The organism is Ornithinicoccus sp. (assembly GCF_057176825.1).
The window spans coordinates 1,646,046-1,658,396 of sequence record NZ_CM169976.1 but is presented as its reverse complement, the minus strand read 5'-3'; the positions used below and the strand labels follow the sequence as shown (position 1 = coordinate 1,658,396).

Annotated in this window: 10 protein-coding genes; 7 read left to right on the top strand and 3 right to left on the bottom strand. The window is 71.0% G+C overall.

The annotated features are described in order from the left end of the window. Nucleotides 1-23: 23 nt before the first annotated feature. On the bottom strand, nucleotides 24-2,144 hold the full coding sequence (locus tag AC1QRC_RS08395; protein WP_484206319.1) for a RecQ family ATP-dependent DNA helicase: 2,121 nt from the start codon (nucleotides 2,142-2,144) through the stop codon (nucleotides 24-26). A gap of 150 nt (nucleotides 2,145-2,294) precedes the next feature. On the opposite strand from AC1QRC_RS08395, the gene AC1QRC_RS08390 reads away from it, so the two are divergent. The 6 genes from AC1QRC_RS08390 (at nucleotide 2,295) to AC1QRC_RS08365 (ending at nucleotide 10,228) form a co-directional block, all read left to right on the top strand. Beyond that, complete coding sequence (locus AC1QRC_RS08390; RefSeq protein WP_484206318.1) at nucleotides 2,295-3,758, top strand: APC family permease; 1,464 nt, start codon at nucleotides 2,295-2,297, stop codon at nucleotides 3,756-3,758. Between the two features lie 3 nt (nucleotides 3,759-3,761). Continuing rightward, on the top strand, nucleotides 3,762-4,643 hold the full coding sequence (locus AC1QRC_RS08385; protein ID WP_484206317.1) for a universal stress protein: 882 nt from the start codon (nucleotides 3,762-3,764) through the stop codon (nucleotides 4,641-4,643). Nucleotides 4,644-4,779: 136 nt separating this feature from the next. Further along, the gene (locus AC1QRC_RS08380; RefSeq protein ID WP_484206316.1) at nucleotides 4,780-6,405 is read left to right on the top strand and encodes a S1C family serine protease; all 1,626 of its coding nucleotides are present in this window, start codon (nucleotides 4,780-4,782) and stop codon (nucleotides 6,403-6,405) included. 30 nt (nucleotides 6,406-6,435) lie between these two features. Then, entirely contained in the window at nucleotides 6,436-7,200 is a 765-nt protein-coding gene (locus tag AC1QRC_RS08375; RefSeq protein WP_484206315.1) for an HAD family hydrolase, read from the top strand. Then, nucleotides 7,197-9,629: a glycoside hydrolase family 65 protein gene (locus AC1QRC_RS08370; RefSeq protein WP_484206314.1), complete on the top strand. Its 2,433-nt coding sequence runs from the start codon at nucleotides 7,197-7,199 to the stop codon at nucleotides 9,627-9,629. The genes AC1QRC_RS08375 and AC1QRC_RS08370 overlap by 4 nt, the downstream gene beginning before the upstream one ends. Nucleotides 9,630-9,679: 50 nt before the next feature. After that, nucleotides 9,680-10,228 carry a hypothetical protein gene (locus AC1QRC_RS08365; RefSeq protein WP_484206313.1) on the top strand — a complete coding sequence of 183 codons (549 nt, stop codon included), beginning with the start codon at nucleotides 9,680-9,682 and terminating at the stop codon, nucleotides 10,226-10,228. 38 nt (nucleotides 10,229-10,266) lie between these two features. Here the strand turns inward: AC1QRC_RS08365 and AC1QRC_RS08360 are convergent, their stop codons facing one another. Next, nucleotides 10,267-10,731 (bottom strand): LysM peptidoglycan-binding domain-containing protein, encoded by a 465-nt coding sequence (locus tag AC1QRC_RS08360; RefSeq protein WP_484206312.1) that lies wholly within the window; start codon nucleotides 10,729-10,731, stop codon nucleotides 10,267-10,269. A 226-nt stretch (nucleotides 10,732-10,957) separates the two neighbouring features. Between AC1QRC_RS08360 and lexA the strand changes: the two genes are divergently transcribed. Continuing rightward, nucleotides 10,958-11,707 carry a transcriptional repressor LexA gene (gene lexA, locus AC1QRC_RS08355; RefSeq protein WP_484206310.1) on the top strand — a complete coding sequence of 250 codons (750 nt, stop codon included), beginning with the start codon at nucleotides 10,958-10,960 and terminating at the stop codon, nucleotides 11,705-11,707. 115 nt (nucleotides 11,708-11,822) lie between these two features. Here lexA and AC1QRC_RS08350 read toward each other — a convergent pair whose 3' ends face one another. Next, the gene (locus tag AC1QRC_RS08350) at nucleotides 11,823-12,296 is read right to left on the bottom strand and encodes a hypothetical protein (RefSeq protein WP_484206309.1); all 474 of its coding nucleotides are present in this window, start codon (nucleotides 12,294-12,296) and stop codon (nucleotides 11,823-11,825) included. Nucleotides 12,297-12,351 lie beyond the last annotated feature (55 nt).

The following is a 12,351-nucleotide window of genomic DNA, read 5'->3' as shown; positions in this document are numbered from 1 at the left end:
AGCGTCGCGAGGGCGGGTGCGGGTCAGCCGGCGGCGGCCAGGGCGAAGGGGAGCACCTCGTCGGCGCCGGCGAGTCGGAGTGCGCGGCCGGCAACGGTGAGGGTCCAGCGCGAGTCGACCAGGTCGTCGACGAGGAGCACCGGGCCGCGGGTGCCGGCGAGCGCCTCCGCCAGCTCCGGGCCCACGGCGAAGCGGTCCCAGACACCGGCCAGGCGGAAGGCGCTGTTGCCGCCTGCCTCACCCGTCGGTCCCCCCTCGATCAGGTCGAGGGCGCCCAGCAGGGGGAGCCTGCCGAGCTCGCTGATCCGCTGCGCGACCGAGGCGACGAGTTGGGGGTGGCTCCGCGAGGGCATCCCGACCACGGCGACGGGTCGGGTGACCCAGTCCCACTCGGCGAGCACCTGCACCACCCCCGTGACCACGGTGTCGGGGACGGGCTGGTCCTCGGTCAGCAGCTCCCGGACCCGCTGCCCCCAGCCGAGGTCGGACAGCCGGGCGAGCACCCGCCCGGTGGTGAGCGCCTCCTCCGCCGGGATACGCCCCCGCACCGGCACGCCGAGGCGGTCCATGCCGGTCGGCCACTGGGCGCGCGGGTCCAGGTCGACACCCGCCCGCGAGATCTGCCCGAGCGCGAGGTCAACCGCCTCCCTCGGGATCTCCGTGGGATACCAGGGCTCCGCGCAGGTGTCACACCGCCCACACGGCGCGGCGGTCGCGTCGTCCAGGGTGGCCTGCAGGAACGCCATGCGGCAGTCCGTGGTGGCCAGGTAGTCGAGCATGAGTTGCTGCTCCCGCTCGCGGGCCTGCGCCACACGGTCATAGCGCGGGGCGTCGTAGGCCCAGGGCTGGCCCGTCCCCGTCCAGCCCCCGGTGACCCGGTCCACGGCGCCCTCCACGTCGAGCACCTTCAGCAGCAACTCCAGCCGGGCGCGGCGCACGTCGACCTGGGTCTCCAGGGCCGCCGTGGACAGCGGCTTGGAGGCTCCCGCGAGCGCGGTGAGCACGGCGTCGGCCTGGTCCTGCCGGGGCATCGACGCCGAGGCGAAGTAGGCCCAGATGTTGCGGTCCTCCACCCCGGGCAACAGCAGTACGTCGGCCCGCTCGGTGGCGCGCCCGGCCCGGCCGACCTGTTGGTAGTAGGCCACCGGGGAGGACGGTGCCCCGAGGTGCACGACGAAGCCGAGATCCGGCTTGTCGAAGCCCATGCCGAGGGCGCTGGTGGCCACCAGGGCCTTGACCTCGTTGTCGCGCAGCGCGCGCTCCAGCTCCAGGCGGTCCGCGGGGTCGGTGCGCCCGGTGTAGGCGCGCACCTCGTGGCCGGCCCGTTGCAGGGTGGCGGCCAGGTCCTCCGCGGCCGACACGGTCAGCGCGTAGACGATCCCGCTGCCCGGCAACGACCCCAGGTGCGCCGCGAGCCAGGCGATCCGCCGCTCCGGCGTCTCCAGGGTCAGCACGCCCAGCCGCAGGGAGTCCCGCGCCAACGGCCCCCGGATCGTGCTCACCGACCGGGCCGACCCGTCGGCCCCGACCGCGAGCTGCTCCACGACGTCGCGGACCACCCGCTCGTTCGCGGTCGCCGTGGTGGCCAGCACCGGGGTGTCGACCGGCAGGCCCGCGAGCAGCGTCCTGATCCGCCGGTAGTCGGGGCGGAAGTCGTGTCCCCAGTCGCTGATGCAGTGCGCCTCGTCGACCACCAGCAGCCCGCAGCGCGCGGCCAGCTCGGGCAACTGTTCGTCCCGGAAGCGAGGGTTGTTCAGACGCTCGGGGCTGACCAGCAGCACGTCGACCCGGTCCGCCGCCAGGTCCTCCCGCACCCTGCCCCACTCCTCGGCGTTGGCCGAGTTCATCGACACCGCGTGGATGCCGGCCCGGGCTGCTGCCGCGACCTGGTCGCGCATGAGTGCCAGCAGCGGCGAGACGATCACCGTCGGTCCGGCACCCTCGGCCCGGCGCAACGCCGAGGCCACGAAGTAGACGGCCGACTTGCCCCAGCCCGTGCGTTGCACCACCAGGACCCGTTCGCGCCGCTCCACCAGGGCCTGGACGGCCTCCAGCTGTCCGTCGCGGAAGTCGGCATCCTCCCGGCCTACGAGGGTGCGCAGCGTCTGTCGGGCGCGGTCGCTCAGTGCCGTGTGGGTGCTCATCAGCGCCAGGCTACGGGCCCGCACCGACAGCACCGGGCACGGGGAGCGCCGGGACGGTATGCCGGGAAGGTCTGGCGCAATGGTCTCCCCGGGTCTATGTTGCGGTGGTTCGACACAGTCGGGTCCCGGGAGGGGCCGGGAAGGACGGCCATGTCCGAGAAAACGCTCGCCCGACAGTTCAGCCGGCGCAAGCCCATCGGGGCCCAGAAGGGCCCGCAGGGTGCCGACCACCTGGAGCGCAGCTTCGGGACCTTCGCGCTGATGATGTTCGGTGTCGGCGCCACCGTCGGCACCGGCATCTTCTTCGTGCTGCAGGAGGCGGTCCCGGACGCCGGGCCAGCCGTGGTCATCTCGTTCCTGGTGGCAGGGTTGGCCGCGGGCCTGTCGGCGATCTGCTACGCCGAGATGGCGAGCACCATCCCGGTCAGCGGGTCGACCTACTCGTACACGTACCACACCCTGGGCGAGTTCATGGCCATGGTGATCGCGGCCTGCGTGATCCTGGAGTACGGCGTGGCCAGTGGCGCCGTGGCCGTGGGCTGGAGCGGCTACTTCAACAACCTGCTCGACAACACCATCGGGGTCAGCCTGCCCGACTCGCTGTCCTACTCCTTCGTGCCGCACGGCGACGACGTCACCGGGCTGATCAACCTGCCCGCAGTCGTCCTCGTCTTCATGTGCACGGCCCTGTTGATCAGGGGCGCCAGCGAGTCGGCACGGGTCAACACGATCATGGTGATCATCAAGGTCGGCGTCCTGGTGATGTTCTCCGCGATCGGGTTCACCGCCTTCCGCACCGACCACTTCGAGGGGTTCTGGGACGCGGGCTTCGCCGGCATCGGTGCGGCCGCCGCCACGATCTTCTTCTCCTTCATCGGCCTCGACGCGGTCTCCACCGCCGGAGAGGAGGTCCGGGACCCGCAACGCGCGCTCCCCCGGGCCATCATGGGTGCCCTGGTCATCGTGGTCTCGGTGTACCTGCTCGTGGCGTTCGCCGGTGTTGGCGCCCAGCCCGTGGAGCGGTTCGAGGACCCCGAGCAACAGAGTGCCGGCCTGTCGGTGATCCTGGCCAATGTCACCGGCTCGTCCGTGCCCGGCACCATCCTGGCCGCGGGCGCGGTCATCTCGATCTTCTCGGTCACCCTCGTCACCCTGTACGGCCAGACCCGGATCCTGTTCGCGATGGGCCGGGACCGGATGCTGCCGGACAAGTTCGCCGAGGTGAACCCCCGGACCATGACCCCGACGTTCAACACCATGGTCGCCGGCACCGTGGTCGCCCTGATCGCCGGATTCATCCCGGCGGGCTACCTGTGGGACACGGTCTCCATCGGGACCCTGGCCGCCTTCTCCGTCGTGGCGATCTCGGTGATCGTGCTGCGCCGCCGCGACCCCGACCTGGAGCGCCCGTTCAAGGTGCCCGGCTACCCGGTCCTGCCCATCCTGACGGTCCTGATCTGCGTGTACATGCTGTCTAACCTCTCGCTGCTGACCTGGGCGGTGTTCGGCAGCTGGCTGGCGCTGGTGCTGGCGTTCTACTTCCTCTGGGGTCGGCATCACTCCAGGCTCGGCCCGGGGGCGGAGTCACCCGAGTTCACCGCGTCGGAGGACTGAGCGATGACACTCCTGGTGGGCTTCGCGCCGCACAAGGACGACGCCTCCCCGATCGAGCTCGCCGCCACCCTGGCCCGGTCCCGGGGCGAGGACCTCGTCGTGCTCACCGTCGTCCCCTCCCCCTGGCCCACCCCGCTCTCCGGCGGGGTCGACAAGGAGTTCACGAACTGGTCCCGGGAGCAGGGACTGGCCGCGGTCGGCGAGGCCGAGCAGTTGCTGGCCGAGCACTGCCCGGACCTCACGACGCGCGCGACCTGGGCACCGGGCCGCTCGGTGCCCTCCACTCTCCTGCAGCAGGCGGCCGCCGAGGGCGCCTCCCTGATCGTGCTGGGGTCGGGCCGCAACGGCCCCTACGGCCACGTGGTGATCAGCTCGACCGCCGACTGGTTGCTACACACGGCCGAGGTGCCGGTGGCCGTCGGCACCCGTGGTTACCACGCGGGGGCGGACAGCAGGGTCAGTCGGGTGACGTGCGCGTTCCGCGGTGACGACGTCTCACGCCGGGTGCTCAGCCAGGCGGCCGGGCTCTGCGCCGAGATGGAGATTCCACTGCGGGTGGTGACCTTCGCGGTGCGCGGACGCCGGATGTATCCCCCGGAGATCAGCGGGGCCGAGGACATGGTGCTCGAGCGTTGGGTGGAACAGGTGGGACAGGCCCAGGAGGAGGCGGTCGGCTCCCTCACCGCTCCGGACCCGGGCTCGGTGGAGACCGTCGTCGCCGTCGGCGCCGACTGGAGCACCGCCTTCCGGCGGATCGACTGGATCCCCGAGGAGGTGCTCGTCGTCGGGTCCTCGGCGAGCAGCCCGATCAGCAAGCTCTTCCTCGGCCAGAGCGCCGCCAAGATCGTGCGACAGTCCCCCGCGCCGATCATCGTCGTGCCCTGACTGAGTCGCGCGAGACACTGGGAACGTGCGGCGGCCGGGAACGTGCGTGGAGTGCGATGCGTCACAATCGCACCAGCGCGCCGGGGCTCACCTTCCGTCGGGCTCAGCCACATGGAACACACAGGAGTAGAGCATCGTGATCCGCAGCCGTCGCACCGCCCTGGCCCTCGCCCTGCCGTTCAGCCTGACACTCGGCGCCTGCTCCGGCGCCCCGGTCGCCACGCCCCCGGACCTCACCCAGGACGCCGCGGTCGTCACCGCGGACACGGTGGACGGGGGGGACGGGGTGGAGAACACGACCGACGGGACCGTCGCCGGGGGCGCCGTCGACAGCTTCGACCAGGCACAGCCCGCGGTCATCCAGATCATCGCGTCCGGGACGCTGCGCGACCCCGAGGTCGGGATGACCAGCTCGGCGGGCAGCGGCAGCGGGTTCCTGATCAGCCCGGACGGGTTGGCCGTGACCAACAACCACGTGGTGACCGGTGCGGGATCCCTCGAGGTCTATGTCGGCGGCGACACCAGCCGCAGTTACCACGCCACCGTCATCGGTGCCTCCGAGTGCAGCGACCTGGCACTGATCCAGGTCGACGTGCCCGAGGAGGTGCCTTACCTGGCGTGGTCCGACGAGGAGGTCACCCCGGGGCTGGACGTCTACGCCGCCGGCTACCCGCTCGGCGACCCCGAGTACACCCTCACCAAGGGGATCGTCTCCAAGGCGAAGGCCAACGGGGACATCACCGGATCCTCGTCCATCGCGCACGCCATCGAGCACGACGCCACGATCCAGCCCGGGAACTCCGGTGGACCGTTGATCACCTCCGACGGCGAGGTCGTCGCGGTCAACTACGCGGGGGGTGCCCTGCACGAGGCTGCCTCCAAGCAGTTCTGGGCGATCGCTGCTGACCTGGCCGAGCCGATGGTCGAGAGACTGCAGGAGGGTGACACCGAGTCGCTGGGCATCAACGGCTGGCCATTTTTCGACGAGCAGCTGGCGCTGAGCGGGATCTGGGTGGCGGGCGTCAAGGCCGGCACCCCCGCGTCCCGGGCCGGCCTGCTGCCCGGTGACATCGTGCTCACCCTCAACGGGCTGCCGATGGCCACGGCAGGAACCTACGCCGAGTACTGCGACGTGATCCGCAGCGGCGGCAGCAACACCCTGAGCGTGGAGGTGCTGCGGTGGGACACCGCCGAGGTCCTACGCGGCGAGATCAACGGTGACGCCGACCTGGAGCCGATCCTGTCGCTGGCCGACGAGGTCGGTGACGAGGTGGCCGACGGGGGCGATTCCGGCGGAGGCGAGGACACGACATACACCTTCGAGACGATCACCGACGACACCGGCTCGATCCAAGTGGACGTCCCGGTCCAGTGGCACGACCGGGACACCTCACCGGACAACTCCCCCGAGGGCTGGCCGTTCATCGGCGCCTCCGACGACATGGCCGCGTTCCGCGCCGGTTGGACCCATCCGGGGCTGGTCTTCTACCTCCGCCCCTACCAGGGCAGCGAGCGCGACATCCTGAGCCACTACACCTACGAGGAGGTGTGCGCCGAGCAGCTCACCGAGGACTTCTCGGACGCGATGTACTCCGGGCTCTACCAGATCTGGAGCCAGTGCGAGGGCACCGACGGGCTCGTCGTGACGCTGCTGGCATCGAACCGCGACCGGACCTACACGGCGGTGATGGTGACCTACGTGGCGACCGAGGACGACCTGGCCGCACTGGACCGCGCCTTCGCCAGCTTCACGATCTACTGAGCCGGGCCCACCTTCCCCTACGCTGGGCGGGTGCACTGGGACGACTACGACGCAGCCCTGTTCGACCTCGACGGTGTCCTCACCCCCACGGCGGAGGTGCACATGCGAGCCTGGAGCCGGATGTTCACCGACTTCCTCGCCGACCAGGAGGGCCAGGCGCCCTACACCGACGAGGACTACTACGCCCACGTGGACGGCAAGCCGCGCTACGAGGGAGTGGCCGCCTTCCTGGCCTCGCGCGGCATCGACCTGCCGCAGGGTGACCCCGGTGACGACCCTGACGCCCGCACCGTGTGCGGGCTGGGCAACCGCAAGAACGTCCTGTTCAACGAGGTGCTCCACACCGAGGGGATCGACCCGTATGCCGGGTCCGTCCTCCTGTTGGACCACCTGGCCGAGTGCGGGGTCCAGGTCGCGGTGGTCAGCTCCTCGCGCAACGCCGGGGACGTGCTGCGGACCGCCGGCCTGGCCGACCGGTTCACCGTCGTCGTGGACGGGACCGTCGCCTCCGAGCAGGGCCTGCCCGGCAAACCCGAGCCGGACACCTTCACGTATGCCGCGGAGCAGCTCGGCGTCCCCACCACCCTGTGCGTGGTGCTGGAGGACGCGATCAGCGGGGTCCGGGCCGGCGCCGCCGGTGACTTCGGCCTGGTCGTTGGCGTCGACCGCGGGGCGGGTGCGCAGGCGCTCACCGGCGCGGGCGCCGAGCTGGTCGTGGAGGACCTGGCTGACCTGATCGTGCCCAGCGACCCCGTCGACGCCGACGAGCTCGGCGGGGAGGGCGGGGCAGGATGACCCACCTGGAGCACCCGTCACCGCACCTGCCTCCGGCACCAGTCGACCCGCTCGAGCGCACCCGGTTCCCGATCGATGAGTGGGCGCTGCGCGAGACGGCCTACGACACCACCGACCTCGGGCAGACCGAGACCCTCTTCGCCGTCGGCAACGGCTACCTGGGGATGCGCGGCAACCCCGAGGAGGGGCGGGACACCCACACCCACGGCACGTTCGTGAACGGCTTCCACGAGACCTGGAAGATCGAGCACGCCGAGGACGCGTTCGGGCTGGCCAGGGTGGGGCAGACGATCGTCAACATCCCCGACCCCAAGACCATCAAGCTCTACATCGACGACGAGCCCCTGCTGCTCGCCGACGCCGACCTCGACGGCTACGAGAGGACCCTCGACTTCCGTGACGGGGTGCTGCGCCGCGAGGTGCTCTGGGCGACCAGCTCGGGGACCCGGGTGCGGATCACCTCCTCCCGGATGGTCAGTTTCACCGAGCGACACGTCGCGCTACTCCAGATGGAGGTCGAGCTCCTCGACGGCGACGCCCCGGTCGTGCTGTCCTCCCAGCTGCTGAACCGGCAGGACGGCTCCGACGAGTACCACGTCAGCGCCGCCGCCATGGGCGAGGGGATGGATCCCCGCAAGGCCGAGCAGTTCTCCCGCCGGGTGCTGGACCCCCAGGCCAGCGAGGTGCGGGAGGACCGGATGCTCCTGGGCTACCGCTGCCACGAGTCCCGGATGACAATCGCAGTGGCGGCCGAGCACACGCTCGACACCGAGTGCGACTTCACCGAGGAGATCACCGCCGAGGAGGACCTGGCCAAGCACGTGTACTCCGTGACGGCACGTCGGGGCCAGCCGATCCGGCTGACCAAGACGGTCGCGGTGCACACCTCCAAGGGGGTGCCCGTCCGGGAGCTCGCCGACCGGTGCTGGCGCACCCTGGACCGCGTCACCGCTGCCGGGCCTGACGCCCTGGTGGCCGACCAGCGGGCCTGGCTGGAGGACTTCTGGCGCCGCTCCGACGTCCGGATCGCCGACCAGCCGGCCCTGCAGCAGGCCGTCCGGTGGAACCTGTTCCAGCTCGCGCAGGCGTCCGCCCGCGCCGACAGCAGTGGGGTCCCGGCCAAGGGGGTGTCCGGCTCCGGCTACGGCGGCCACTACTTCTGGGACACCGAGATCTACGTGCTGCCGTTCCTGACCTACACCTCCTCGCAGGCGGCGCGCAACGCCCTGCAGTTCCGGCACCGGATGCTCGGGGCGGCCCGCGCCAGGGCGGCCGAGCTGGCCCAGGAGGGCGCCCTCTTCCCGTGGCGCACGATCAACGGCAAGGAAGCCTCCGCCTACTTCGCCGCCGGCACCGCGCAGTACCACATCGACGCCGATATCGCCTTTGCCCTCGACAAGTACGTCCGAGCGACCGGCGACCGGGGTTTCCTGCTCAACGAGGGCCTGGACATCCTGGTGGAGACGGCCCGGCTGTGGGCCGACCTGGGGTTCTGGCAGGGCAACGGGGACAAGGCCTTCCACATCCACGGTGTCACCGGCCCGGACGAATACACCACCGTGGTGAACGACAACCTGTTCACCAACGTGATGGCCCGCCACAACCTGGACCGTGCCGTGTCGGCGATCACCGAGCTGGCCGCTACCGACCCGGCCGGGCACGCCCGCGCGGTGGCCCGGCTCGGGCTGCAGCCCCACGAGGTCGAGGCCTGGCAGGCCGCCGCCGAGGGCATGTTCATCCCCTACGACGCGGCGGTCGGGGTGCATCCCCAGGACACGCACTTCCTGGAGCGCGAGGTCTGGGACCTGGAGACCACGCCGGCGGACAAGCGGCCCCTGCTGCTGCACTACCACCCCCTGGTCATCTACCGGTTCCAGGTGCTCAAGCAGGCCGACGTGGTGCTGGCGATGTACCTGTCGGGGCAGGACTTCTCTGCCGAGGAGAAGCGGGCCAACTTCGAGTACTACGACCCGATCACCACGGGTGACTCGACGCTGTCCGCGGTCGTGCAGTCCATCGTCGCCGCCGAGGTGGGCCACGCCGATCTGGCGCTGCGCTACTTCTACGCGGGTCTGTTCGTCGACCTCAGTGACCGGCACGGCAACACCACCGACGGGGTCCACGTGGCCTCCACCGGTGGCGTGTGGAGCGCCCTGGTCGGCGGATTCGGCGGCATGCGGGACCACCACGGCGAGCTCACGCTCGACCCCCGGCTGCCGGCGGACTGGAGCGAACTGTCCTGGCCGATGTCCTGGCACGGGTCCCGGCTGCGGGTCACCGTGCGACAGGAGGAGATCGCCCTCCAGGTGGAGTCGGGAGAGCCGGTGGACCTGTCGGTCCGCGGCGAACGCGTCACCGTCAGCGCCGACGAAACGGTGCTTGCCCTCCAGGGCCACGGACCGGTCCTGACCGCGGCAGACGGGGTCTGATCCCGGTCGACAATGCGGTATGCACCCCGGTTTTGTGGTGAGGTGGAGGCATGAGTGACCCTCACGAACCACAGCACGACGACCGTGCGCCCTCCGACCCGGTGCTCCCGGCGACCGGCGAGCCGACGCCCGGGGAGTCGGAGATCGACCGTCTCGTCGCGCAGGTCCAGGGTCCGGACGACAGGGTCGGCATGGCCGCCCTGTGGCGCGTGACCATGCACCTGCCGCACTGGTGGTTCATCGCGGTCGGTGAGGAGGGGCTGGAGTCACCTGCCGCCGCGGAGGTCGACGGTCAGCTGGTGCTGCTGGCCTTCACCGACGCCGCCCGCGCTCGGCATTTTGCCGTACAGCAGCAGATGATCGCCGAGGGCGAGGACCTGGCCGCCATCGCCCTGCCGCCCGGTGAGGTCGTCGACTCGGCGGCCGCGTACCGCTCCGCCGACATCGCGGGGCTGATGTTCGACTCCAACATCAGCGGCTTCTACCTACCCGTCGACCAGATGGGCGCCCTGTGGGATGCCGTCATGGCCGAAGACAGCGAGTCCTCCGCGGACAGCGAGCCCTCCCCCGAGGAAGACGGGCGCACCCCCGAGAACTGAGGGCTCCCCTCCAGCCCGCGGGGATCGTCGCCTGCTGCTCAGTTGCCGGGGATCTCCAGGGTCTGGCCCGCCTGCACGTGCAACGTGTTCATCTCGTTGGCCAACTGGATCTGCACGATCGCCGCGTCCAGGGGCAGCTCCGGCAACTCGGTGGCCGCGATCTGGGACAGGGTCTGCCCCGGCTGCACGACCACGGTCTCCGAGCTCGACGCCCCCGCGGGCGCCATCGTGGCGACCAGGGCCGCCACCGAGACGGCCACCAACAGGGAGACGGTGCCGGTCACGACGAGGCGGCCCCGTCGCGTGATGCGGGCGCGCGCCCGGCGCGGGGCCGTGGTCCTCGCGTCCTCACCCACCACCCGCAACCGGGCGGGCGTCGCCGGGTGGGCCTGGACCGGAGCCGGCTCGCCCGGGCGGACCAGCCGCAGGTGCCCGCGACCGCCCCGGCTGCCCCGCTGCGCGGGTGCGTCGTCCAGGTCGTGCAGTACCGGTGCTGCGCTCATTGGCTCTCCCTTTCGTCGGTCGTCCCGATCGTCGCGAACACGCGTGCGATAGAACGTCTGTCCCATGTGTAGCACAGTCGTACGACTCCTGTCGACACGCCGCGTCGAACAGATGTTTGCCCACGGCGGGTCTTGGTCGTACGCTTGTTCATGAGGCACAGCACAACAGACGCCACCGACAGAGCGTCTGACCAGCAGGAATAGGCACGAGGGGTAGGAGAAGACAATGGCCAAGATCCACGAGTTCCCGGACCGTGACGCAAGCCGCCCGGAGCTGACCGTGCGGCAGCGCAGGGTGCTGGACATGATCCGCGAGTCGGTCGACACGCGGGGCTATCCCCCCAGCCTGCGCGAGATCGGCGAGGTCGTCGGGCTCACCTCCCCCTCCTCGGTGGCACACCAACTCAAGATGCTGGAACGCAAGGGCTACCTGCGCCGGGACCCGAACCGGCCGCGGGCGATCGAGATCGTGCTGCCCGGGGCTGACGGGCAGAGCACCGGCTACCGCAGGTCCGCAGGAGGCGGCGTGGCCGCCGACCACGACGAGGCTGCGGTCCCGTCAGGGTTCGCTGACGAGACCGGCATCGGCGATGCCCGCCCGGAGGCCCAGTACGTGCCGCTCGTGGGCCGGATCGCCGCCGGCGGGCCGATCCTGGCAGAGGAGGCGGTCGAGGACATCTTCCCGCTGCCCAAGCAACTCGTCGGGGACGGCGAGGTCTTCCTGCTCAACGTCGTCGGCGACTCCATGGTGGACGCCGCGATCTGCCACGGTGACTGGGTCGTGGTGCAGCGGCAGCAGGATGCCGACAACGGCGACATCGTGGCCGCGCTCCTCGACGACGAGGCCACCGTCAAGACCCTGCGCCGCAAGGACGGCAAGGTCTGGCTCATGCCGCACAACGAGGCCTACGACCCGATCGACGGCGACCACGCCGTGATCCTGGGCAAGGTCACGGCGGTGCTACGCCGCATCTGAGGACACCCGCGCCAGCCGCCCGGACGGGCGGTGCTGTGTCGCGGCACAGACCGGTGCCGCCCGCCGACCCCTCCAACCCCTTCGGCGGGCGGCACCGTCATCTCTGCGGACCCCCTCACCCGGGGTACAAACCCATGCGCTGCAGATGCTGGGCTCCAGGGTGGTGCCCGCCGGCATAGGAGGCAGCGTGCGCCGCGGGACGGTCCGAGGAGTAGCCGGAGAGACCGCGCGCCAGGTGCTCCTGCTCGGCGGGGACGTCAAGCTCCGGGTCGGCCCCCACCGCCCCGCGCAGCCCGTAGTAGGTCAGCCACGCGTCCGGCGTGGCCTGCACCGCGTCGGGGTCCTCGGTCAGCGTCGGGCCGTACTCGATCGCCTCCCCGGAGTAGGGCACCAGAAGCCCGTCCTCGTGCTGGACCGCGCCATACAACGGCACGACCCGGACCCCTTCACCGTGCCGGATGAGCGCCCATGCGGGGTGCCCGTCACCGGAGTCGAGGAAGACCTCCACCAAGTGGCCCGCCGGGCGCCGGTCCAAGTCGAACACTGGCTGGCCGGCCGCCCCCGATAGCTGCTCCTGCGTCATGCTCATCGCGCACCTCCGGGCGAAAGGGAGCGGGGACGTCCCGGTCCCTGTCTCCGACGGT

Excerpts from the sequence above, each read along its gene's own strand:
- AC1QRC_RS08395 (WP_484206319.1), bottom strand. The coding sequence starts at position 2,144 with ATGAGCACCCACACGGCACTGAGCGACCGCGCCCGACAGACGCTGCGC.
- AC1QRC_RS08390 (WP_484206318.1), top strand. The coding sequence starts at position 2,295 with ATGTCCGAGAAAACGCTCGCCCGACAGTTCAGCCGGCGCAAGCCCATC.
- AC1QRC_RS08385 (WP_484206317.1), top strand. The coding sequence starts at position 3,762 with ATGACACTCCTGGTGGGCTTCGCGCCGCACAAGGACGACGCCTCCCCG.
- AC1QRC_RS08370 (WP_484206314.1), top strand. The coding sequence starts at position 7,197 with ATGACCCACCTGGAGCACCCGTCACCGCACCTGCCTCCGGCACCAGTC.
- AC1QRC_RS08365 (WP_484206313.1), top strand. The coding sequence starts at position 9,680 with ATGAGTGACCCTCACGAACCACAGCACGACGACCGTGCGCCCTCCGAC.
- AC1QRC_RS08360 (WP_484206312.1), bottom strand. The coding sequence starts at position 10,731 with ATGAGCGCAGCACCGGTACTGCACGACCTGGACGACGCACCCGCGCAG.
- lexA (WP_484206310.1), top strand. The coding sequence starts at position 10,958 with ATGGCCAAGATCCACGAGTTCCCGGACCGTGACGCAAGCCGCCCGGAG.
- AC1QRC_RS08350 (WP_484206309.1), bottom strand. The coding sequence starts at position 12,296 with ATGAGCATGACGCAGGAGCAGCTATCGGGGGCGGCCGGCCAGCCAGTG.